The organism is Dysgonomonas termitidis (genome assembly GCF_042654545.1).
Taxonomy (GTDB): Bacteria; Bacteroidota; Bacteroidia; order Bacteroidales; family Dysgonomonadaceae; genus Dysgonomonas; species Dysgonomonas termitidis.
The window spans coordinates 100,217-123,847 of the sequence record NZ_JBHSGN010000064.1 but is presented as its reverse complement, the minus strand read 5'-3'; the positions used below and the strand labels follow the sequence as shown (position 1 = coordinate 123,847).

The 23,631-nt window shown below is 38.8% G+C and carries 20 protein-coding genes; 13 read left to right on the top strand and 7 right to left on the bottom strand.

Annotated features, from left to right (window positions below; all coding sequences use genetic code 11):
• The first annotated feature begins 74 nt into the window (after positions 1 to 74).
• The 8 genes from ACFO6W_RS09620 to dnaA all read left to right on the top strand — a co-directional run bounded on the left by ACFO6W_RS09620 (position 75) and on the right by dnaA (position 8,675).
• A complete protein-coding gene (locus ACFO6W_RS09620) occupies positions 75 to 272 on the top strand; it encodes a winged helix-turn-helix domain-containing protein (protein WP_006798623.1) in 198 nt (65 codons plus the stop codon).
• Positions 273 to 436: 164 nt separating this feature from the next.
• Positions 437 to 730 (top strand): hypothetical protein, encoded by a 294-nt coding sequence (locus tag ACFO6W_RS09615; RefSeq protein ID WP_379995751.1) that lies wholly within the window; start codon positions 437 to 439, stop codon positions 728 to 730.
• A 17-nt stretch (positions 731 to 747) separates the two neighbouring features.
• On the top strand, positions 748 to 1,053 hold the full coding sequence (locus ACFO6W_RS09610; RefSeq protein ID WP_379995749.1) for a cell division protein ZapA: 306 nt from the start codon (positions 748 to 750) through the stop codon (positions 1,051 to 1,053).
• Between the two features lie 118 nt (positions 1,054 to 1,171).
• Entirely contained in the window at positions 1,172 to 2,701 is a 1,530-nt protein-coding gene (rny, locus tag ACFO6W_RS09605; protein ID WP_379995747.1) for a ribonuclease Y, read from the top strand.
• Between the two features lie 915 nt (positions 2,702 to 3,616).
• The gene (locus tag ACFO6W_RS09600) at positions 3,617 to 4,627 is read left to right on the top strand and encodes a 2-hydroxyacid dehydrogenase (protein WP_379995745.1); all 1,011 of its coding nucleotides are present in this window, start codon (positions 3,617 to 3,619) and stop codon (positions 4,625 to 4,627) included.
• A 29-nt stretch (positions 4,628 to 4,656) separates the two neighbouring features.
• Positions 4,657 to 5,928 carry an N-acetylmuramoyl-L-alanine amidase family protein gene (locus tag ACFO6W_RS09595; protein ID WP_379995743.1) on the top strand — a complete coding sequence of 424 codons (1,272 nt, stop codon included), beginning with the start codon at positions 4,657 to 4,659 and terminating at the stop codon, positions 5,926 to 5,928.
• Between the two features lie 133 nt (positions 5,929 to 6,061).
• Entirely contained in the window at positions 6,062 to 6,949 is an 888-nt protein-coding gene (locus ACFO6W_RS09590) for an MlaD family protein (RefSeq protein ID WP_379995741.1), read from the top strand.
• A 322-nt stretch (positions 6,950 to 7,271) separates the two neighbouring features.
• On the top strand, positions 7,272 to 8,675 hold the full coding sequence (gene dnaA / locus ACFO6W_RS09585; RefSeq protein WP_379995739.1) for a chromosomal replication initiator protein DnaA: 1,404 nt from the start codon (positions 7,272 to 7,274) through the stop codon (positions 8,673 to 8,675).
• 75 nt (positions 8,676 to 8,750) lie between these two features.
• Here dnaA and ACFO6W_RS09580 read toward each other — a convergent pair whose 3' ends face one another.
• The 5 genes from ACFO6W_RS09580 to ACFO6W_RS09560 all read right to left on the bottom strand — a co-directional run bounded on the left by ACFO6W_RS09580 (position 8,751) and on the right by ACFO6W_RS09560 (position 15,456).
• The gene (locus ACFO6W_RS09580) at positions 8,751 to 10,598 is read right to left on the bottom strand and encodes a DUF3857 domain-containing protein (protein WP_379995737.1); all 1,848 of its coding nucleotides are present in this window, start codon (positions 10,596 to 10,598) and stop codon (positions 8,751 to 8,753) included.
• Between the two features lie 62 nt (positions 10,599 to 10,660).
• Positions 10,661 to 12,649: a DUF3857 domain-containing protein gene (locus ACFO6W_RS09575; protein ID WP_379995735.1), complete on the bottom strand. Its 1,989-nt coding sequence runs from the start codon at positions 12,647 to 12,649 to the stop codon at positions 10,661 to 10,663.
• Positions 12,650 to 13,290: 641 nt separating this feature from the next.
• Positions 13,291 to 13,614, bottom strand: a complete 324-nt coding sequence (locus ACFO6W_RS09570; RefSeq protein ID WP_379995733.1) for an RNA recognition motif domain-containing protein — start codon at positions 13,612 to 13,614, stop codon at positions 13,291 to 13,293.
• A gap of 254 nt (positions 13,615 to 13,868) precedes the next feature.
• Complete coding sequence (ribF, locus tag ACFO6W_RS09565) at positions 13,869 to 14,810, bottom strand: riboflavin biosynthesis protein RibF (protein ID WP_379995731.1); 942 nt, start codon at positions 14,808 to 14,810, stop codon at positions 13,869 to 13,871.
• Between the two features lie 13 nt (positions 14,811 to 14,823).
• Positions 14,824 to 15,456 (bottom strand): HAD family hydrolase, encoded by a 633-nt coding sequence (locus ACFO6W_RS09560; RefSeq protein ID WP_379995729.1) that lies wholly within the window; start codon positions 15,454 to 15,456, stop codon positions 14,824 to 14,826.
• Between the two features lie 208 nt (positions 15,457 to 15,664).
• Here ACFO6W_RS09560 and recO point away from each other — a divergent pair, with 208 nt between their 5' ends.
• The 5 genes from recO (at position 15,665) to ACFO6W_RS09535 (ending at position 21,536) form a co-directional block, all read left to right on the top strand.
• The gene (gene recO / locus ACFO6W_RS09555) at positions 15,665 to 16,387 is read left to right on the top strand and encodes a DNA repair protein RecO (RefSeq protein ID WP_379995727.1); all 723 of its coding nucleotides are present in this window, start codon (positions 15,665 to 15,667) and stop codon (positions 16,385 to 16,387) included.
• Between the two features lie 75 nt (positions 16,388 to 16,462).
• The gene (locus ACFO6W_RS09550) at positions 16,463 to 18,256 is read left to right on the top strand and encodes a MutS-related protein (protein ID WP_379995725.1); all 1,794 of its coding nucleotides are present in this window, start codon (positions 16,463 to 16,465) and stop codon (positions 18,254 to 18,256) included.
• A 103-nt stretch (positions 18,257 to 18,359) separates the two neighbouring features.
• A complete protein-coding gene (locus ACFO6W_RS09545) occupies positions 18,360 to 19,622 on the top strand; it encodes a DUF2851 family protein (RefSeq protein ID WP_379995723.1) in 1,263 nt (420 codons plus the stop codon).
• A gap of 45 nt (positions 19,623 to 19,667) precedes the next feature.
• Positions 19,668 to 20,879, top strand: coding sequence for a DUF6051 family protein (locus ACFO6W_RS09540; RefSeq protein WP_379995721.1), 1,212 nt, complete (start codon positions 19,668 to 19,670; stop codon positions 20,877 to 20,879).
• A gap of 6 nt (positions 20,880 to 20,885) precedes the next feature.
• Entirely contained in the window at positions 20,886 to 21,536 is a 651-nt protein-coding gene (locus ACFO6W_RS09535; RefSeq protein ID WP_379995719.1) for a 3-keto-disaccharide hydrolase, read from the top strand.
• A 35-nt stretch (positions 21,537 to 21,571) separates the two neighbouring features.
• Here ACFO6W_RS09535 and lpxB read toward each other — a convergent pair whose 3' ends face one another.
• Both lpxB and surE read right to left on the bottom strand, forming a co-directional pair.
• Positions 21,572 to 22,714 (bottom strand): lipid-A-disaccharide synthase, encoded by a 1,143-nt coding sequence (gene lpxB, locus ACFO6W_RS09530; RefSeq protein WP_379995716.1) that lies wholly within the window; start codon positions 22,712 to 22,714, stop codon positions 21,572 to 21,574.
• Positions 22,715 to 22,797: 83 nt separating this feature from the next.
• A complete protein-coding gene (gene surE, locus ACFO6W_RS09525; protein WP_379995714.1) occupies positions 22,798 to 23,571 on the bottom strand; it encodes a 5'/3'-nucleotidase SurE in 774 nt (257 codons plus the stop codon).
• Between the last annotated feature and the right edge of the window lie 60 nt (positions 23,572 to 23,631).

Sequence of the window (23,631 nt, the reverse complement as noted above, 5' to 3'; positions counted from 1 at the left end):
TGTATAGATGGTTCATTTTATGTACTTTTGTCATTGAAATAATAACGAGTTTAATTTTTTAACGAGCACCCATTATGAAAGAAAAAATTGGATCAAACGCAGGTATTATTTGGACTTACCTAGATGCAGAAGGAAGTAAACCTCTCAAAGACATCAAGAAAGCATGCAAATTGACAGAAAAAGATATGTATGCGGCTTTAGGCTGGCTGGCAAGAGAAGGCAAGATTGCTTTCAATGAGCTAAAGGACGACTTGCAGGTCGTTTTGTTGTAAAAAGCAAGAACAAAAATTTCAGATAAAAGGCCCGCTTATCTCTCGTATAAGCGGGCCTTTTTTTTATTTGTATAGATTTGGTTTCTTTTTAGTAAATTTAGAAGAGTAATAATTTTGTTAATTCGTTGGTATTTTTTATTTTTGTCTAGCATTTTGGCTGCTTTATGACTGAAAATGATGAAAAACTTCTGGCTGAATTCGAAATTAGAATGCGGCAATTAATGTATCTCTGCGATAGGCTAAAGGAAGAGAATGCCTTGTTGAAGCAGGAACTGGCACAGAGAAGTGTGACAATTGAAGGTTTGACATCGGAAGCAGAAGAGCTGAAAAGAAAATATGACAATCTGAAATTTGTAAAATCTTTCTCATCGGAGAACAAAGATACATTGCAGGCAAAGAAACGATTGTCAAAATTAGTGCGAGATGTAGATAAGTGTATCGCCATGCTGAAAAATTAACAGATAAAGACGAAGTTATGGACGAGCATTTAATAATTAATCTACGCGTAGCGGATATGAGATATCCTCTCCGGATAAAACGGCAGGAGGAAGAAATATTCAGGAAAGCTGCGGAGGAAATAGATTATAAAATAGGACAATATAAAAATTATTTTACAGGAGATTCATCCCATTCATTGCAGAATAGCGATTATATGGCAATGACGGCTATACAGGCTGTAGCAGAGAAAGTTGAACATCAATTGCGGGCATGTGGATTTGAATCCAGGATGAAAGAACTGACACAGGAATTGGAAGATTATCTGAAAGGTAACGTAAAATAAAATTATAGTACTGAGAAAAATCTAGAGCACTAATTTTAAGTATGAGAGTAATATTCATACTTAAGTTAGTGTTTTTTAGTTTATATAGATATGGTTTTTTAATAATGAAAATGAAATTATGGATATATTATTTTATGTAATAGCTTTCCTTGCCGGAGCAGTCGTGGCGTGGGTAGCTTTGAATTCTATCGGGAATTCGAAGTTCAAACGTCAGGTCAAAGAGGCGGAACTGGAAGCTGAAGTAATCAAGAAAAATAAATTGCTGGAAGTAAAAGAGCAGGCATTACAGATGAAATCTGAGTTTGAAAAACAAGCTAATGCCCGGAACTCTAAAATACAGGCGGCAGAGAGTAAGATCAAGCAACGCGAGTTGAGCCTGAATCAAAAACAGGAAGAACTCCAACGTAAAAAAAGTGAAGCCGATACGGTTAAAGCTAATCTGGAAAGTCAACTGGAGATAGTAGAAAAGAAAAAACTGGATCTGGATAAACTTCATAAACAGGAAGTAGAAAGGCTCGAAGCCCTTTCAGGGTTGTCGGCCGAAGAAGTGAAGGACAAACTCGTAGAGGCTTTGAAAGATGAGGCGCAAACGCATGCCCAGTCATATATCAATGAGATAATGGAAGAGGCTAAGATGACAGCCAATAAGGAAGCAAAGAAGATCGTAATACAATCTATACAGCGCGTTGCTACGGAAACAGCTATAGAAAATGCAATTACGGTTTTCCATATAGAGTCTGACGAAATCAAGGGACGTATAATTGGCCGTGAAGGACGTAATATACGTGCATTGGAAGCCGCGACAGGTATTGAAATCGTAGTAGACGATACACCGGAAGCGATAGTGCTTTCAGGTTTTGATCCTGTAAGGCGCGAAATAGCCCGTCTGGCATTACACCAGTTGGTAGCGGACGGCCGTATCCATCCTGCCCGTATCGAGGAAGTGGTAGCTAAAGTGAAGAAGCAGATAGAAGAAGAAATTATAGAAACAGGTAAACGTACTACTATCGACCTGGGCATTCATGGTTTGCATCCTGAGTTGATACGCTTGGTAGGTAAAATGAAATACCGTTCGTCATACGGACAGAACTTGTTGCAGCATGCCCGCGAAACAGCCAACCTGTGTGCGGTTATGGCTGCAGAACTGGGCTTGAATGTGAAGAAAGCGAAGAGGGCAGGGCTATTGCACGATATAGGTAAAGTGCCTGATGACGAGCCGGAATTGCCTCACGCTTTATTGGGGATGAAGCTGGCTGAGAAATATAAGGAAAAACCGGATATTTGCAATGCTATCGGGGCTCACCACGATGAGGTGGAAATGACCAGTCTTCTGGCTCCGATTGTACAGGTTTGTGATGCTATATCGGGAGCGCGCCCGGGAGCACGCCGTGAAATTGTAGAAGCGTATATCAAGCGTCTGAATGACCTCGAGCAACTGGCCCTTTCATATCCGGGCGTATTAAAGACCTATGCGATTCAGGCAGGTCGCGAACTACGTGTGATAGTAGGAGCAGACAAGATAGACGATGTGGAAACAGAAAAACTATCAGCCGATATTGCCAAGAAAATACAGGACGAAATGACTTATCCGGGACAGGTGAAAATTACCGTTATCCGTGAAACCCGTGCTGTGAGCTACGCTAAGTAAGGAAAACGATTTTTTATATAATAAAAAACGGAGGCAAACATTGTCTCCGTTTTTTTGTTTAGAAAAAGTAGTGTGTGTTACTCTGATCTCTCGGAGTTGTTTTGTATAAGTAGCTGTTATCACCGAAAGGTCACAGTCAGGGCAAAATTTTTTTGAGATTCAGGAGAAAAAAAAATAAGTTTATCTATATATTAGCTTTTAGCCGTTAGCTTATAGTTCTTTGAAGTATTGACAGGCCCCCTCAATTGGCTCCGCCGAACGTTGTTTCCCCTCGGGGGACTTACAATGAGGGTAAAAAGTAACAGATAAAAAATAGTGGGAAAAGTGTAACTTTTGTAACTTTTTGGATATAGTTACGAGTTTGCCTCGCCTTCGCTTCGGCGAATGTTATTTCTGCGCCCTTTGGGCAGTTACGAGTTACGAGTAGACAAGATACGAGATACAAAATACAAGTTGTTCACTGTTTACTGTTTACTGATATATCTGTTACTTTTGTTACCTTTTTGGGAATAGTTACAAGTAGACAAGACACGAGATACAAGTTGTTAACTGCTAACTGTTTACTGTTTACTGATATATCTGTTACCTTTGTTACTTTTTATATAGTGTTCTTTGTGTAAATCTTTGTGTCCCTTGTGGTAAAGAGTTTTAACCACCAAGTACACGAAGGAAATCACAAAGGGCACAAAGGCTAAAAAGACTGTTACTTTTGTTACCTTTTACGCCTTAGCGTCTCCGCGTGAAATATTGTTGACTGCTTGCTGTTAACTGTAAAAATAATGAGCAGTATGTAAATAAAATGAAAAAAACGGGCGGAAAAAGAACTAATCAATGTAGTTTTTGAGGATAAAGGTTATTTTAATTACTTTTGCAATCAGGTATAAAGGATTAATAATATATATAGTAGATAAAGCTATGGCATATAAAATAGCGGTTTTTGATGCAAAGCCTTATGATATGATTACTTTCAACAAGGCCAACGAAGCATATGGTTTTGAACTGGTTTACCATAAAGAACATCTCGATAAGAACAATGTTCTTTTGGCCAGTGGAACAGATGCTGTTTGTATCTTTGTTAATGCAAAGGTAGATGAAGAGGTGGTAACAAAACTTCATTCCTACGGTGTAAAACTGATCGCATTGCGTTGTGCCGGATTTAATAATGTGGATATAGCTGCCGCGGCTAAAAAAGGTATAACGGTGGTACGTGTCCCTGATTACTCACCACATGCTATTGCCGAACATACACTGGCTCTGATGCTTTGTCTCAACAGGAAAGTACATCGGGCCTTTTTGCGTACGCGTGACGGTAATTTTTCTTTGATAGGGTTTCAGGGATTTGACATGTATGGCAAGACCATCGGTGTGATAGGCACAGGAAAGATAGGGAAAGTCGCTACAGGCCTCTTTCAGGGATTGGGTATGAACGTAGTGGCCTATGACCTGTATCCGGATACAAAATGGGCTGAGGCTACAGGGGTTAAGTATGCGCCTCTGGATGAGTTGTATGCCAACGCGGATATTATTACATTGCATTGTCCGTTAACAAAAGAAACTGAATATCTGATCTGTGACGAATCCATAGCCAAAATGAAAGAAGGTGTGATGATTATCAATACCGGACGCGGAAAGCTGATTCATACAAGACATCTGATAGAAGGGTTACTTAGCGGCAAAGTAGGTTATGCAGGCCTGGACGTGTATGAAGAAGAGGGTGCCTATTTCTATGAAGACCATTCGGATAGTGTGATGACTGATGATGTGCTGGCGCGGTTACTGTCCTTCAATAATGTGATCGTAACCTCTCATCAGGCTTTCTTTACACAGGAGGCCATGTCTAATATCGCACATACGACTATGAATAATATACTTGACTTCTTCAACGGTAAAGAATTGAAGAATGAGGTTGTTTATAATAAAGCTTAATGTAAATTCTTACAGTTCGGATTGCAGGTATGAAACGGTTCTTTATTCTTTTTGTTTATATATTCACGTTCTTGGGAATCACAATTGCAGCTGAGTCTAAGTTTGTCGTTGTTATCGATGCCGGACATGGAGGCAAGGACGGCGGAGCAGTGAGGGGTATATATAAGGAGAAAGATATAAATCTGGGAGTGGCTAAGACTTTGGGTGAGCTGATAGAAGCAAACTTTAATGATGTTAAAGTTGTTTATACCCGTAAGACGGATGTTTTTGTAGACTTGGATAAGCGGACACAGATAGCTAATAAGGCTAAAGCCAATTTGTTTATATCCATCCATACAAATTCAACGGCGGCAAAGATGACCAGCGCTTCCGGTGCTGATACTTACATATTAGGATTGGCGCGTAGTGCTGAAAACCTGGAGGTAGCAAAGCGGGAAAACTCCGTTATCCTGTTGGAGGATAACTATACATCAAAATATGAAGGCTTCGATCCAAATTCGACGGAGTCGTACATTATATTTGAGTTTATATCGAATAAATATATGGAGCAAAGCCTGCAATTTGCAGATTATGTACAAAAAGATTTCAGAGGTATCGCAAAACGCACCGATAGAGGTGTGCGGCAGGCCGGATTTCTTGTGCTAAGAAAAACCAGTATGCCAAGTGTGCTTATCGAACTCGGGTTTATCAATAATCAGGCAGAAGCCAAATATTTATCTTCCCGATTGGGTCAGAGGGCGATGGCGACCGCTATATACTCGGGGTTTAAAAAATATAAAAGGGAATTTGATAAAAAGCAAGGCCGGTATGTTGCAGCTCCGGATAAAAATGAGGAAATCGATGATATTGCAGTTGACGAAGCTATCATAAAAGACAAAGCAGTCATTCAAGATACTTATGCCGTAGAGAAAGTCGATACTCCGGTTGCGAAAGAACCGGCCAGAGTAAAAAATATGGTAGAAGTACCAAAGAAAAGAGAGCAATCTCCAAAGAAGATCGGGGAAATCCCGAAAAAGGAGCCTGAAACTTCTGCAAAAACAGAGAAAGCTGCTACAAAGAATATTAACAATCAGACAGAGTACAGGGTGCAGTTTTTGGTGTCACCAAAGAAGCTCTCAGATAACTCGAAAGAATTTAAAGGTCTTTCACCGGTTTCATTTTATAGAGACGGCAGCAGCTATAAATATACTTATGGCTCAACGGCAGATTATAATGAGATAATTAGAATACAGCACCAAGTCAGGGCTAAATTTAAAGATGCGTTCGTGGTGAAATTTAAGAACGGAGAACGTGTTAAATAAGTAACGGCAAAGCGGTATATGGATGGTAGATGGTTTTAATAGCGTATTATTCCAATATAACTATTTGTTGTATTTAAACTTAACAAGAGAATAAACAGGTCTGCGACCTTAGAATTACATATATTTAATAGTTATGAGTAAAATGTCGAAAGAAGTAAGAATAGGTATAGCCTTTGTAATCGCAATTTTCCTTTTGTATTACGGTATCAGTTTTCTGAAAGGGGTAAATCTTTTTAAACCATCAAATTCATATATTGTCGTATTTGACGATGTGTCCGGGCTGACTCAGTCAACACCCGTTACACTGAATGGTTTTCAGGTGGGTCTGGTGTCTTCGATGGAACTTGACCCTAAAAATCAAAAGCGTGTAATTGTATATCTGAACATGGACAAAGGCATGCAGATACCCAAAGGTAGCAAGATGTCACTGGATGTCTCTGTTCTGGGTACGGCAACAATCATGCTCGAGACTAACCCTTATACAAAAGAGAACCTCTCTTCCACCGATACTATAAAAGGTATCCGGGTGAAAGGCATGATAGATGCGGCTGGCACAATGTTGCCTCAGGTGGAACAACTTATACCGAAGATTGATTCGATACTTGTCGGCCTTCAGACACTGGTCAATAATCCTGCCTTGAACCAGTCACTGACAGATATCAATCAGATTACAGGCGATCTGGCCAAATCTACCAAACAACTGAATTCTATGATGACTGCCTTGAATAAGGATGTTCCTGCCATAACCGGGAATCTGGGTAAGATGTCTAATGACTTAAGCAGTGTGTCTGGCAAGATAAATCAAATGGATTTGGTATCAACATTCAGATCTGTAGATTCTACGATGAAAAATATAGAATATCTTTCTACGAAAATGACATCTAAAGATAATTCTTTGGGCTTATTATTGAATGATCGTCAATTATATGATAGTATTAACGGAACAATTAGTAATGCTTCGTTGTTACTTAAAGACGTAAGGCAAAATCCATCCCGTTATATCAATGTGAAGGTCTTTTAAATCATTTTATTTAGAATCGATCTAAATAAGTAAAAATAATTTTTTTGCTTAATAGTGTCACCCTTATACTTTTCGGGCAGTATTACGAAATTGTTAAAACGTAATTAAAATGCTATTAAAAACATAACTTATTGATAACTAGTTGGTTGTTTGTGGCTGAGGGGGTGATTTTGTAATAACATCATAAGTCGTTGAAATTAAAATAGATGTTTCCAAAACTAGAAATCCAAATTTGGGGGTACTTTTTTTTTATGAAATAAATGATGAAATTTACATTACGAAACTGAGAGAGTAATATAGACAAAAATAACTAAACTAGTAAATGGATTCTTCTTCAACTCAAAATTTATGGGCTAATTGTTTAACGGTCATTCAGGATAATATACCTGAAGCGGCTTTCAAAACATGGTTCTTACCTATTGTACCCTTATCCTATGAAAATAAGGTATTTACAATACAGGTACCAAGCCAATTCTTTTATGAGTATCTGGAAGATAAGTTTGTCGATTTACTGAAAACCACTCTGCATCGCGAAATCGGTAAAGATACAATACTACAGTATCGCATATTGATGGAGAATACAACTAATACAGTTGTAGATTATAGAGGTGACGCTAAGACACTACCTGTTGATAAGGGGTATATTAAAAGCTCCAATAAAGTACCGAACCCTTTTCAGAAAGTTGTCGCAGATGATTTTGATTCGCAGTTGAATCTGAAATATACATTTGATAACTTTTTCGAAGGAGAAAGTAATAAACTGGCCCGGACCGCAGGTGAGACCATAACAAAAAATCCTGGTAAGACGGCTTTTAATCCGTTGTTTCTTCATGGTGCATCCGGTGTGGGTAAAACCCATCTCTGTCATGCTATAGGAACACGCATAAAAGAACTGTTTCCGGAGAAACGTGTATTATATGTGTCGGCTCATTTATTTAAGATTCAGTATGCCGATGCCGGGCGTTATAATACGACCAATGACTTTATCAACTTCTATCAGGGTATCGACGTACTTATCATAGATGATATACATGAATTGGCCGGAATAGAACGTACGCAGAATACACTATTCCACATATTCAATCACTTGCATCAGAATAATAAGCAGCTTATCCTTACTTCGGACAAGGCTCCGTCCGAGCTTCAGGGGGTAGAGGAGCGTTTGCTCACACGTTTCAGGTGGGGGTTGACCACGAAAATAGACCATCCCGATAAAGGCTTGAGGTTAAAGATCCTTCAAAATAAGATTCTTCATGACGGATTGTCCATACCAGAAGATGTAGTGGATTATATCGCAGAAAATGTAACAGATAATGCGCGTGATCTCGAAGGTATTATCGTATCTATAATGGCACACTCGCTAGTATATAACAAAGAGATAGATTTATCTTTGGCCCGGCGTGTTATCGGACAGGCAATAAAGAAAATAGAAGCAAAGAAGATAACCATCGGTGCAATAGAATCTGTTGTTTGTGACTTTTACAATATAAAAAGCGAGTTGATTCATACAGCTTCCCGCAAACGGCAGATAGTGCAAGCCCGCCAGGTGACTATGTACCTGTCGAAAAGTTATACTGAAATGTCGTTGGCTCAGATTGGTTCTCTTATAGGTAAGAAGAACCATGCTACAGTGCTTCATGCTTGTAAGACTGTCAAAGAGCAAATGGAAGTAGATAAAGTATTCCGGGACGAAATAGCAGAAATAGAGAAGAAAATAAAAAGCTGAGGACGTTGAGTTCCCAGCTTTTTAGCTTCGTCTTGATGCCCTGTTAAGATGTTCTGTGTTTATTATAATTATTGATCAAGATTTCCTTAATACTAACTTCCTTTTAGTTGCAGTTGCTATTTCAGCAAAAAATGCCTTAATTTCTTTATACTGCGATTTGTCATATCTTCCTGTAAAGATATCGATATTTTGGATATATATTATCTTATTTCCATCTTGTTTTACTTGTGTCTCAAATTCGCCGAAAGGAGTTTTTAGGATTATATCCTTGGGTAAAGATTCGGCCGTATATGACTCGGGGATATTGATGAGGATGGAGTCTGATTCTGAGAACCCATTATTAATTACAATATCCTGAATCCGCGTATTGGATGAAAGCATATTGTAGCTCCCTTTTTCCAGAGGGCAGGCCGGAATAAATAAACGGGTACCTGTTTTATTAACAAAGTCTGTAGCGACGAAGTCAGCGGATAAAGAGCAAGACGGTAATGATGACTTATCCTCTTCTGTCCTTATATTATCTATTTGTACTTTAGGAAATTTGACGTTTCGGTTGATGTATCCGACTACTTTATCTCTGTCCTTTGATGTCATTGCAGATACATTGTACAAGTATCCATGCAGATGTTCAACAAAGGCTAAGGTTCCCTTTGCAGTTCCATCTTCTGAGACATTAATAGTGATCATTGATTCCTGTTTATTGTCTTTGTCCTGATATTGGGAAACTCTACAAACTTTACCTCCGTTTTCAGTTACAACGAGGGCGTCATGACTGGCTATATTATCGTGGATATAGCCAAAAGGTATTGTTTGGGAAGTACATTCGAGCCATAAACTGTCATTCTGAAGAGGTACAAGTAAAATAGCATGATTCGTTTCACTTATATTCGAAAAGCCTTTAGTAAAGGACTTCCTGTTTCCGGAATATATCTCACAATAGTTTGAAGGTATGCCAATGGCATTTAACATGGCTTTCATTTCATTTGATAAACCTTTGCAGTCTCCGAAGCCGGTTTTCATTGTATTTGATGCTTCTATTGGCTGGAATCCTCCGATACCTAATTGAATGCTAACATAACGGGAATTCTCTTGCAGATATCTGAATAGTATTTCTACCTTTTCTCTATCCGTTTTGGCATTCTTTACAAGGGATATAAGCTTGTCAACAATATTATTTGGCAAAGTGTCACGTCCTTTAAGTAAACCTGACACCCACATACCATAGTTCTTCCAATCCGACATATTCCCGCAAGAGGAATCATAGCAAAAATCAGCCGGAGCGATCAATACTCTCGGATATATATCCCTCAGGGCAGGAGCCAAAGGTTCATTATTGATTGCTTTCAGGTTGTTTGCGGTAAATGAATATATGTGTTTATTGCCTACGATTTCATCTTTAGCATTGCAATCGAAATTTGCGTCATATCTCAGGTTCATATCCGCAGGTAGTTCTATCCTGTAGCTCGCATTGACCAGCGACTGCATATAGCTTTGAATGGGCGTGAAAGCGGGGTATGAGATTATACCGTTTTTCCATTTTTCTTCATATGTATATTCTATCGTATATGGATATGTGGGAACTTTATATTCGTAGACAATAGAATAGGCATCTGTCGCCATCTGGTCGGACATGGAAGATATAGTCAAATCTTTCTTTCCGATTTTCCGGATAACGCTACCTGATGCATTTTTTATGACAGCGGAAAAGTCTTTCATTTCCTTGAATTTATCATTGTAAGCATAAAAATGCGCAAAGCCTTCTCCCTGTTTGCTGAGTATTGTCATTGTTTTCGTTATCTTACATGTGGCATTATTCATATCCGTCTGGATTATTACCATATCGGAGTTCTGGACAATCGCAACCGCATTTTCACGGAGGCTGTCGGAAGCCTGACTGGTCGAATTATCATCTGCATATATCATTGCAGATGATATTATATATAAAGTTAGAATGAAGTGTCTGTACATAATTGTTCCGGTTTTAGTTATTCCGCAGCAGCAGCTTTTTTGAGTACGATCTGTTCTGAATTTTTAGCAATCAGCTTCGAAAAGAAATCACGCAGATTTTCATATTCGGCAGGTAAAAATTGTAATTTCTTCAACTGATACTGATAATGAAGCCGGATCTGGCTACCTGATTGAATAATCCGGTAAATAAGGCTCATATCATTGTCATTGAGTACCATTCTCTCACCTTTAGGAAGCTCTTCCACTGTATATCCTTCAGGAACAATGAAATCTATTATTTGCACAAAATTGAGTAGGTAATCAAATTCGATGGGATACTCACGTGTTTCTTTCTTAAATGGATTTTCTGAATATGGTTTATCAGTCAGAGGGGTAATATATAAGAATTCATCTGCCATATCAATATCCAATGATTGTGCATAGTTTATTTTTAATGCTTCGCTTGTATTATCCAGATTTGATATGGTGAAGCTGTCTATCTCACATGAAAGCCTTTTACTAACCGATTCTATATAATCATTCTGGTCTTTATGGTTATAGTAGCTGACCTTGGTATTGTATGCGGCATTACCTTTACGAGTGTCAGCCGATTTTCCAATCAGTTTAGAATCGTTAATAGTCAGATTCATTGTTTTTAATATTGAACCGGACGAAATTCCGGTAAGGTCCACCCAGTCGGAATAGCTTGTCCTCAGAATACGTGCTTGTGGTACCATGCATTTTTCGGGAAGCAAGTTCCAGTCCCCGTATTTGGCTGCGGCATCGGTAAAGTACATGGTAGTGTCAATTTTGATACCTGTGATTACATAATTGAACGCGGAAATACTCGGATGCGATATAGGCATACGGCCATTGCTTCTGGTACTCAATATTACGGGGAACGCATCGAATCCTCCGGCCTGAAGTGCGTTTATTAACAGGAAGTTTACATCAGCGCTTGTGCCGATTCCGTTCTTTAAGGCATCTTTCAGATTTTTTGGATAGAAAGCATTTTGGTCATTCCATTTTACTTTGTATTTGACCATATCCTGTATTTCTTTTGCTTTGTCAAAGTTTACATTCCCTTTGGTTATTTCGTCCTTGAATAAGTCTGCTTTCTTCAGATTACCTCCAAACTGACTGGATTCCATAATTTCTTTATCAATATTGTTCCACGATGAAGAATAGTTTTTCACTGTGGTGTATGGCATTTGTATGCTTTTAAGTTCAAAAGAAACTTTCGATATATAATCGTTTATTGTCCATAGATACGATTCATTTTTAATGGCGGGAACATTGGTTGCCTCAAATGTATAACGATCGGCAGAACACCGTACCTGAGTTGCTTGCGATCGTCCGTTGTCATCTTTATACTGGATATGGAACGTTTCATTTACAGGCTCTTTTTTGGGTGCTAATGCAATATATCCCTGGGTATTCAAATTGTACCGGAAATATTCAGGCAGTGTGACCTCGAATGAAGTATAGATAATAGGTATTGACGACTGGAAATTGAAATCGCGGAGATCGTAAAAGAAATCGGATACAATCGTATATTTATATTCTATAACAGATCCTACTTTTGCAGTAGGCATTGTAAATTTCCTTACTTTCCATTTATTGTCGGTATCTTCTTCAAAAATGAAATCTTTGGATAGTTTTGTCTTCACTACCTTACCTCCTTCCAGATTGTAAGTTGTTCCTGATAATCCCCTGATATCTTCTTTTGATGAATTGCTGGCCTGGTAATACGGGATTTCCTGGTCACACCACTCAAGGCCTTCGGTTTTAAGTATTTTTATCTTCACCTGAAGTGTGTATTCAAACTGAAAGCCATATAGGTTGTTGTAGACGAAGCGTGTATCACCTTTTTTCAATAACATAACGGCGGCGGCAGTCGTATCCTGACGATATGAGGTCATCGATAATTCTTCGACAGTTGCATTTCCGTATTTTGATTGCGAATAGCAATTGTAACCGTTCAGAAATACAAGAATAAATAGAACGAGAAGGGTGATTTTTTTCATAATATTAGGTTAATTAAATTAGAGTAAATGTATAAAAATGTTTACAGATATTAATTATTAAAAGTATGCCGTAAAGCATATTTTTGACATATTGTGCGTTCTTAAAACAAGGATTGTGAATTTTATTTTTATTATTTTTATTATATGAAACTATATGCTGCTTTATTATGGGAATTTTTCAAAAGTGACACATCTGCCTGGTGTTTATTATTACTTTTTTTAATTTTTCTATTATAGGCAATAACTGAAAATAATTAGTTGTAGGTTGATCGCTTCTTTGTATGTATAGATAAATATGAAGGAAGATTTCCATATATTTTACTAAAAATTTCAGATAAAAATCAGGCTGTCGAAACAGGAAGAGCAAATTCAGGATGATTTGCTGTTGTCTACAGATCTTCGATGAAGCTGGTAGAAGGATACCCGGATAGGAATTATATTTATTTCACGTCAGATGCAGGTTTATTTGTGTCAGAGAAACGAATTTATTATTTCAGGTGTTAAAAAAGAACTTCTTTGTTGATAATTATCCGGAACCTTTATTTGAGAACACGGATATGGTCATGTTGGAGAAAGACCTATTAGAAAACAAAAGAGCCATGCTATTCTGCATGGCTCTTTATGTATTTTGTCAGTGACTATTAATATTCACGTCTTCTGTATCCACCATTGTTGCCACCACCTCTGTTATTGTCATAACTTCTGCGAGGACGGTCACCTTCTGTGCGAGGACGAGCTTCAGATACGGAGATAGTTCTTCCGTCATATTCAGCACCATTCAGTTCTTCAATAGCTTTTTGGCCAGCTGCATTATCAGCTAATTCAACAAAACCGTAACCTTTAGAGCGGCCGGTAGCTTTGTCCATAATAACTTTTGCTGAAGTGATTTCTCCATATTCAGTGAATAGATCCTTCAAATCATTGTCGTTGATGCTGTAGCTCAACCCTGCGATAAAAATGTTCATTGTAAAAAAATAAAAATTAAATAATAAATACTCTATGCAGAAGATGTAAATAAATAGGAAAGCTAAAAGAAACTAGACAAGAAAGGTTACCAAAGAAGGGAAATGACTTGAAAAGAAAAATTTAAACTACACTTAAGAACTCTTATGCAATAGCAAATGTAAAAATAAAAATCAGTTATTTAGCATTTTAACCAATTATTTTTTTGTTACACTTCGCTTTTTTATAATTTATTGTATCATATGGACTGAAATTATCAGGAATTGAGCCTTTTGTAATTTTCGATAACGCCCATCACCGTGTCTTTATCATTCCCGATCTGTTTCTTTAACGTATCAATGTCGATAAATTTTTCGTCAGGACGTACAAAATCAATAAATTCGGCAGTCAGCTCCTTATTATATAGATCTCCGTCGAAGTTGAACAGATTTACTTCTATACTTATATTATCTCCATTGTGCAGAGTAGGGCGTTTCCCTATATAAAGCATGCCGTCGTATTTTTGCCCGTCCACATGCACATATACGGCATATACGCCAAAAGCAGGAATTACCTTATATGTCTCCCATACCTGAATATTTGCAGTAGGAAAGCCGATTGTCCGTCCTACTTTAAAGCCTTCCACTATTTTTCCCGAGATAGTATAATTATACGAGAGCAGTTTGGCTGCCTTACGGATATATCCTTCAGCAAGTAATTTGCGAATACGGGATGAACTGACATGGTCTTCTCCGGGAAGCTCCCGGGCTTCAACAACATCGATGCCGATTTCACCGCCGTAGCGCTTATAGTCGGTAAACCCGTCTTCCCTGTTATGTCCGAAGCGGTGATCGTACCCGATAACCAGGGTGTTTACCGACAGTTTGCCTTTCAGTATATCTTCCATAAACTCTCGGGCTGAGAGTTGGGAAATCTCCTTTGTAAAATCAAGACATACACAATAATCGATTCCGGTGGAAGCCAGACGTTCTGTTTTTTCATCAAATCCGCATAGCAATGCGGGCTGATAATCTTTTTGCAAAACCTTTCGCGGGTGTATGGGAAAGGTTATGACTGCAGAAGGCCGCTTCCTCCTGGCCGCTTCCTCTTTCACCTGGTCTATCAGAAAGCGGTGGCCGGTATGTACGCCGTCGAAAAAGCCTATTGTGGCTACTAACGGCGCGTGCTGAAGTTTATGTTCTCTGTCTATAAGCAACATATATAGTTACTGTTTAGAGTAATCTTCTGTCTGTAAAAACCTTTCGCAGATCTTCATCCTGATCTGTCAGATAAGTCCGGAATCCCAGTTTTTCGCCGATTTCTACATTTGCTTTTCCGTCATCGAAGAATAGGGTTTCGGCAGGATTCATTCTGGAATCGGCTATAATGAAATCGAAAATTTCCCGGTCTGGTTTGGCGCATCCTATTTCATATGATAAATAACATTTATCGAAATAAGCATCAATGGGTAATCCTTCGGGGGAAAATTCATGAGTCATGGCCCATCCCATTACAGAGGGATTGGTATTGCTAAGTAAATAAACTTTATATTTTTTACGGAGGTCTTTCAATAACTGATATTTATAATCAGGGATGCCAGCCAGAAAACCTAACCACGCATGGTCTATTTGTTCTGCTGTGACATCCGGGTTATTCGACAATTTGCGAAATTCGGTAACAAAATCTTCCCGGTTTATTTTCCCCTCTTCATATTCCAGAAAAATGCCTTTCTGGCGGAATTCACCCAAATATTCGTTGATATTGGGAAATCCCAATGCGGTGAAACGATCTAATGCGGTTTGTTTGTGCAGGCTTACTATTACACCACCAAAGTCGAATAAGATGTTCTTGATATCTTTGCTCATAAAATTATAAAATTACATTTTGCGCTATTATAGCACGAAGTTAGTTATTTATTCTTTAAGAGCCGTTGTTTTCAATTTTGTATTTGTATTTTTGTTAATATCAAGTAGGAGAAAGTATCTGATGATTACATTATTTAAACCTCACTGCTTATTGTATTAAATTTTAATAGGCTAATAAATAAATTTGTGACTTTAAAATCGTTTCAAAGTGCTCTATAAAACAAGGGGATTAGTACTCAATACCATCAACTATAACGACAAGTATATCCTTGCTCAGGTTTTTACCGAATCGTTCGGGCGGGTGACTTATATGGTTTCGAAGGCTAAGGGAAAAGGTTCGAAAGTACCCAGATCTCTCTTTTCACCGCTTGCTGTCCTCGATATGGAAGCAGAGCATCAGGCCTCACGCGATATTCAACGGATACGTGAAGCCCGTGCAGATATGTATTTGTACGATATATCCGGGGATTTGAGCAAGACTTCCATGATTTTTTTTCTCTCCGAATTTCTCACACGTGTATTGAAGGATACAAATGATAGCCGGTTACTATTTAGTTTTCTGGAGCAATCGGTGCAGATTCTGGAAATGACAGATAAGAGCATATCTAATTTCCATTTGGTATTTATGCTTAAACTCAGCCATTTTTTAGGATTTTACCCCAATCTGGAGGAATACAGGGAGAATAGTTTATTTGATATGATAAATGGCGAATTTGTCCTTCATCAACCTTTACACAAGCATTTCCTGAACCGGACGGAAAGTAAGTCTTTATCCCTGCTGGCCCGTATTTCATACGAGAATATGCACCATTTTGTCTTTTCGCGTCAAGACAGGATAAATATTATAAACAGAATACTGGAGTATTACCGCTTGCATCTTTATGATTTTCCTGCATTAAAATCCCTGGATGTATTGCATGAATTATTTTAATCTGATCCCAAAAATTGATAATTTAGCAGTTTTCGTGATTGAAACTAATATATTCGTAATATCTAATTAACATCTATGACATTGGAAGAAATAAGGAATTCGTATAAAAATCGTATCGATAAAGAGAAAATAACACTATCCAAACTGAAGAAAGTCATATTTCAGGTAGGGACAATGCGGTTGGCTATTGTATTGGCTTGTATTACCATGTGTTATATCTTCTGGGATGGGATTCCTGTTGTATTGGCTGCAATAGGTATATCCGTAGCGCTCTATCTTTTTTTTATGAAATATCATGACAGGCTGTTTATTCAAAAGAAATATTGTGAATTGCTTATTCAAAATGCGGAGAACGAACTGAAAGGGATCGATTATGACTTTTCTGCATTCGATGGCGCACCCGAAAAAGCAGATGCAAACCATAGTTACAGCGTAGATCTGGACTTGTTTGGCAATCATTCATTCTTCCAATCGGTAAACCGGACTGTGACATCTTTCGGGAAAGACAGGCTGGCGGATACATTGCTTTACCCCTTCGAGAAGAAAGACGAAATCGTGGCTCAGCAAGAAGCGTTGAAAGAGTTGAGAGGGAAGACCGAATTACTTGACCATTTCAGGGCAGTAGGGCAAATGACAGGTGCAGAAGATTTGAATATCCATTTCTTTTCGCAGCAGTTTATGCAGACAAAGCTTTTATCCAAGAGCTTCTGGCGGTATTTTATGTATATCTCTCCTGTTGTATCCGTTACGGTTCTTATTCTATGTATTGCCGGTCTGCTTCCATATGCTGTATTAGGTCTGGTCTGGACAATGTTCTTCTTGTTGAGTCTTGCTCCCCTAAAGGATATTAATGCGAAGAAGAACCTGTTTGAAAAAAAAATAGAGACGCTCGGCACATATTCCAAACTATTTAAAATAATAGAGAATGAAAAATTTGAGTCTACATTACTGATTAACATACAGAACAAGATAAACAGCGGAGAATCTGCTTCTTTGGCTATACATCAGTTGAAATCGCATAGTAATAATCTAGATCAGTCGTCGAATGTTCTGGGACTCCTTTTCCTCAATCCCTTCTTTTTCTGGAATATTATCTATTCCATAAAAATAGAGAAATGGATTATCCATCATAAGGATAATATCATTACCTGGCTGAAAGTTCTGGCTAAGTTCGACAGTCTTGTTTCTCTCGGAATCTTTGCCTATAATAACCCTGGTTACACATATCCGGAAGTTGCAGATACTTTTATGCTGGAAGGAAAAGATTTAGGGCACCCGATGCTTAACAGATGCGTTTGTGTTCGGAACGATGTGACGATAAGCCGGCATCCTTATTTCCTTGTTGTAACAGGGGCAAATATGGCTGGAAAAAGTACTTATCTCCGTACAGTCGGTATAAACTTAATTCTGGCATGCGCGGGTGCGCCGGTATGTGCCACTTCACTGACATTTTATCCTTATAAATTGGTTACAAATTTGCGGACCTCCGATTCGCTTACAGATAACGAGTCTTACTTCTTTGCCGAACTCAAACGATTGAAGATGATTATCGATCGTCTGCAATCGGGTGAGCAGCTGTTTATTATCTTGGATGAGATATTGAAAGGAACCAACTCGGAAGATAAGCAGAAAGGTTCGATAGCTCTGATGAAGCAATTGGTTTCGCTCGAAGGTAACGGCATAATTGCCACGCATGACCTCGTGCTGGGTAATCTGGAAAAAGAATTTCCTGAAGCAATAAAAAATTATAGATTTGAAGCCGATATAAAGGATGAGCAGCTATCTTTTACATACAAGATAAGGGAAGGGATAGCACAGAATATGAACGCGAGCTTCCTGATGAAAAAAATGGGAATAACAGGGCTTTGAGTCCCTGCTATCCTCTCCTCAAGGAGAGGGGTTGATTTGAGTATTGATTTATGGCTTTGCTAAAGTCCCCTAAGGGGGATTTAGGGGGCTTAACTAATATATTATGGAAGATATTCTACATTACATTTGGAAATTCAGGCTTTTTCAGAAAGATCTGAAAACGACTACAGGCCAGCCTATAGAAGTGATTGACGTTGGTTTGCCTAACACAAATGAAGGCCCTGATTTCTTCAATTCGAAGATCAAGGTAGGAGATAAGATCTGGGCGGGTAATGTGGAAATCCATAGATCATCGGATGAATGGGTGAAACATAAACATGATGTAAGCAAGAGTTATAACTCGGTAATCCTGCATGTTGTGGAAAAAGCTAATTGTGAAGTATATAATGAACTGGGGCAACCTGTTATACAATGTGAAATAGCTTGCCCTGAGCATATAAAAGAGAATTATGATTTTCTGATTCATTCCAATACAGATATTCCTTGTTGTAATTATTTAGGGTCGATGTCCTCTTTCCATCTTAATTCGTGGATGAATACCTTGCTGATAGAGCGATTGGAACGGAAATCGAAACATATACAGGGATTACTTGAGCGATACAATAATTCGTGGGAGGATGTGTTCTATGTAATCCTGTCACGAAATTTCGGATTTGGATTGAATTCCGATTCTTTTGAACGATTGGCTTTGAGCCTGCCACTTAAGTATATACGGAAGCAGGGAGATAACCTGATTCAGATAGAAGCCTTGTTGTTTGGGCAGTCAGGCATGCTGGACAATCTTAAAGTAAATGACGATTATTATTCATTACTACAAAAAGAATATGCTTTCCTGAAAAATAAATACGAACTGAACCCGTTAGAATCATATGTATTCAAAAGTTTAAGAACGCGGCCGACTGCTTTCCCTCAGATTCGGATAGCACAGTTAGCTGCTTTATTACAGAGTTCTCATGGATTATTTTCTAAAATTACAGCCTGCGATGATGTGGGACGCATCAGGTTGATGTTTCATGTAAATACTTCTGAATATTGGCAGACGCATTATGCATTCGGAGTTTCATCCGAACGAAAGACTAAATATCTGGGAGATGCTTCTCTCGACATTATACTTATAAATACGGTAGCTCCGATTCTTTTTATTTATGGGAGGACTGTCGATAGTGAAATACATCGTGAGCGGGCACTTCATTTTCTTGAGATATTAAAGCCGGAGAGAAATTTAATAACGAAACGTTTCGAGAAACTCAAAATGCCATTAAATAATGCTGCCGATTCGCAGGCAATGATTCAATTGAAGCGTGAGTATTGCGAACTCAGGAAATGTTTATTTTGTAGAGTAGGGCATCAACTATTAACCAGTTAACAGTAATCCGTCAACAGTTGGCAAATCAATTAACCTATAACTAAAATGAAATATATAGATCTTTTTAATCATCTCAAAAAAATAGAGAATTATACTGATAGCGAGATTGAAATTGATAGTCATCTTGTTATGCGTAATTTTACTTTCGAGTCTAATTATCGTTTTATCCTTCCCGGAGGACTTGGTAATAATGACGACTATGAGTATATTCCAAGTATACCTGAAGATTATGAACCTGACGTCATTCAGCAAATGCTGAATAAGAAGGATGCGGAGATTATGGAAAATATAAAATTCCGCTACCATATGATAATGCCAAAGAAGGAGCAGAAGGCCAAGGGGATTATTTTTATGTTTCATGGCTTTAATGAAAAATACTGGAATAAATACCTGCCTTGGGCAAAATATATAGCGGAGAAAACAGGCAAATCGATAGTGATGTTTCCTATAGCTTTCCATATGAACCGTGCGCCTGCGACTTGGAGCAACTCGCGGGAGATGTATCATGTGAGTGAACAGCGAAAGCAGCGGCATCCTGATGTTATCTGTTCCAGTTTGTCTAATGTTGCTATCAGTACCCGTCTTCATAACAAGCCGCAACGGTTTCTTTGGTCAGGCCTACAGACTTATTATGATGTAATTGATTTTGTCGAAGCTTTTAAAGAGGGGCTGCACCCCGCAATAGAAAAGGATGCTTCAATTGATTTCTTCTCTTACTCTATTGGTACATTCCTAGGCGAGATATTGATGATGAGCAATAAGGACGGGCATTTTACACATTCAAAATATGCGACATTCTGCGGAGGGGCGGTGTTTAACAGGCTATCACCCGTGTCAAAGTTTATCCTCGACAGTGAAGCCAATGTGAGTCTATACTCTTATGTGGTGGAGCATCTGGAAAGCCATATGAAGCGGGACGAAGTACTTCGCCATTATATGCATACCCATCCCGAAGGGAATAATTTCAGGAGTATGCTCAACTACCGCTCTATGACGAAAGAACGGGAGGCCAGGTTCAGGGATATGAGCGATCAGTTCTATGCCGTCACACTGGCTAAAGATGAGGTTGTACCTGCTTATGAAGTTATCAATACATTACAGGGTTCGGACAGGGATATTCCTATCAGAATAGAGATGTTGGATTACCCGTATAAATATATCCATGAAGACCCGTTTCCCGCGCTTCCGAAAATTGCGGATGAGGTGGATAAACAATTCTGCTTAACTTTCGATAAAATAAGTGATTTCTTAAAATAAATACCTATGAACAAGATTTTTAATGTAGTAGCGCTAACCCTTTTGTTTCTAACGTCGTTCTCCGGACAGGCGAAAGCTCAGGAAGTGGAAAAGCTGTTTAACGGAACAGATTTATCTAACTGGAATTTTGTACTGGATAAAAATAACGTGCCGGCAGAAAAAGTGTTTTATGTAAAGGATGGCTTGATCCATATAGCAGGTGAGCCGCTTGGATATATGTATACCAAACAGAAGTACGGCCATTATCATTTGCATGCAGAATGGCGTTGGCCGCAGGGGATAGAATCAAATAGCGGGATTTTCTTATTGATAGAAAGACCGGAGACACCTTTTCCAAACGGTATAGAGTGTCAGTTAAAGGCCGGAAGCGCAGGCGATTTTGTATTGCTCAATGGTTCTGATCTGGCTGAATATAAGAATCCTGAAAGCGGACGTCCTAAATTTCCTGTGATCGCGAAGGCTAAGGTATCAACGGAAAAAGTTGCAGGGGAATGGAATTGTGCTGATGTATATTGTCACGACGGAGTAATCTCGGTATATATCAACGGCGTTTTCCAGAATAAGGGTACAAATAAAATCAAAGAAGGTTATATCGGTTTACAGAGCGAAGGTAAAGATGTCGAGTTCAGGAACGTGACATTAACGCCGTTACCTTGAATATAAATAGATAGGGAGTAGAAAAGAAGGGGAATTTATTTCCCCTTTTTCAATTTCTCTATAATAATCTTCGCTGCGTGTCCGGATGCTCCCGGTTTACCCAGTATGTTTATTATTTCATCATATTCCGATAACATCTTATTGCGGTAGGAGTTGTCATTTAATAATCTGTCTGTTTCATTCCTTATGGCCCCGATGGAAAAGAATTTGGCGAATAACTCCTGCACTACTGCCTTATCCGCAATCAGATTGACCAGCGAAATATATTTTGTATGGAGCAGGTTCTTAAATACCCAATATACTACATGAGGTATCGGAGTTTCGTAACAGACAACCTGCGGAACGCGGAACAGCGCCGTTTCCAATGTTGCTGTACCTGAGGTAACCAAAGCTGCTTCTGCATATTCAAGTAAACGATATGTTTGTCCGAAAATTATCTTACAAGGCTTATCCCCTATGTATTTTTTATAATAACCGGCTTCTATAGCAGGTGCTCCGGCTATGACAGGCTGGTAACCGGTAAATTTTTCTATAGATTCGAGCATCGCCGGCAGGTTATCTTTTATCTCCTGCTGACGGCTTCCGGCTAACAGCGCAATAAGAGGTTTATTCTCCAGCTTATTCTCTGATATGAATTTATCGCGGGTATCATCCTTATTCTCTTCTCTGAAATTTGCCACCGCGTCCACTACAGGGTTACCTACATAGTGGATTCGGTAGTTATGCTTTTTATAGAAGTTTACTTCGAATGGAAGGATCGACAACATTTCATCCACATACTTTTTGAACGATTTTACCCTGTATTCTTTCCATGCCCATACTTTCGGCGAGATGTAATAATAGACAGGTATCTCTGTATGTGTCTTTATATATTTGGCTACTTTAAGGTTAAAGCCCGGATAATCTATAAGTATAAGTACATCGGGCTGAAACCTGATAATTTCCTCATTGCACATTTTCATGTTGCGCAGAATAGTTCTCAGGTTGAGCAATACAGGAATAAAACCCATAAAGGCCATTTCTCTGTAATGCTTTACCAGCCGGCCTCCCTGTGCCTGCATAAGGTCACCCCCCAGAAAACAGAACTCTGCATTTGTGTCCTGTTCTTTCAATGCCGCCATCAGATTCGACCCGTGCAGGTCGCCGGAGGCTTCTCCCGCTACAAGAAAATATTTCATAAATATCAGTTAACAGTCAGCAGTCAACAGTTAGCAGTAATGCATGATATTTATGCCTGCAACTCATAACCCATAACTTATAATTAAATCAAGTTTTCCCAAGCCCTTATCGGTTCCAGGTAATCATGGTTTGTCATATCCACTTTTACGGGAACAACCGAAACATAATTGTGAGCTAATGCCCATTCGTCCGTATTTTCATCGTGTGGCTCATCATTGGTAAATTCTCCGGTGAGCCAATATACCTGTTTGTTGGCACCATCTTTCGACAGTACAAATTCATTTGTCCATTTTCCGGACGTCTGACGGCATATTTTCAGACCTTTTATATCATGGCCTTTTGGTATATTTACATTAAGACAGGTTCCCGAAGGTAATCCATCTTTTAATACCTGGCTTGCAAGCATGCGTGTATATTTATGGCAGGCAGAGAAGTCTGCCTGGTAATCGTGATCGAGTAGTGAAAAACCGACAGAAGGTATCTTGAATACGGCTCCCTCCATAGCTGCACCCATTGTACCGGAGTATAGGACTGCAACAGCTGCATTCGACCCATGATTAATCCCTGAAAGGACAATATCGGGCTTACGTTTGGCCAGTTCGGTTATCCCCAACTTTACACAATCGACCGGGGTTCCTGTACAACTGTATATTTTCAGATCCGTCTCATCCTTTATTAAATGTGCCCGCAATGGTTGCAACGAAGTTATTGCGCTCGACATTCCCGAACGGGGGCCGTCCGGAGCCACTACGACTATTTCACCTAATCCTTTTACGCTTTCTATCAATTCATTTATGCCTTTTGCCTGATGCCCGTCGTCGTTTGTTATCAGTATCAGGGGCTTCTTATTATCCATTATTTTGAGTTTATATTTTTCAGTGTTTTGTTAAGAAACAAAGATACGTCAATATTTTTT